Below are 430 nucleotides of genomic sequence, written 5' to 3'. Positions count from 1 at the left end.
CATGGTGACATGTGGAGCTGACGAATACTAATAGATCGAGGACTTAACCATATAATATGAAGCAAYGTTATCTAGTTTTGARAGAATATAAAAAACTTATTGACTTTAAATGTCGAATRAGTTATGATRATTCTTGTCTYAAATGAATACAGTCTGGTAATGATGGCAGAGAGGTCACACCCGTTCCCATACCGAACACGGAAGTTAAGCTCTCTAGCGCCGATGGTAGTTGGGACCTTGTCCCTGTGAGAGTAGGACGTTGCCAGGCAATTCGGAGGATTAGCTCAGCTGGGAGAGCACCTGCCTTACAAGCAGGGGGTCGGCGGTTCGATCCCGTCATCCTCCACCATTTAGCCGACTTAGCTCAATTGGTAGAGCAACTGACTTGTAATCAGTAGGTTGGGGGTTCAAGTCCTCTAGTCGGCACCAG

The 430-nt window shown here is 45.9% G+C and carries 2 tRNA genes and 1 rRNA gene; all 3 read left to right on the top strand.

What is annotated here, in order from left to right:
• Positions 1-152 precede the first annotated feature (152 nt).
• The 3 genes from rrf to AC1DKZ_RS33070 all read left to right on the top strand — a co-directional run bounded on the left by rrf (position 153) and on the right by AC1DKZ_RS33070 (position 429).
• Positions 153-268 (top strand): 5S ribosomal RNA (rrf, locus tag AC1DKZ_RS33080).
• A gap of 5 nt (positions 269-273) precedes the next feature.
• A tRNA-Val gene (locus AC1DKZ_RS33075) sits at positions 274-349 on the top strand.
• 4 nt (positions 350-353) lie between these two features.
• Positions 354-429: transfer RNA gene (locus AC1DKZ_RS33070), tRNA-Thr, on the top strand.
• Position 430 lies beyond the last annotated feature (1 nt).

Source organism: Bacillus sp. 05T21 (assembly GCF_056396785.1).
Note: the sequence above shows the minus strand (reverse complement) of the source record. Positions and strands in the feature narration are given on the sequence as shown.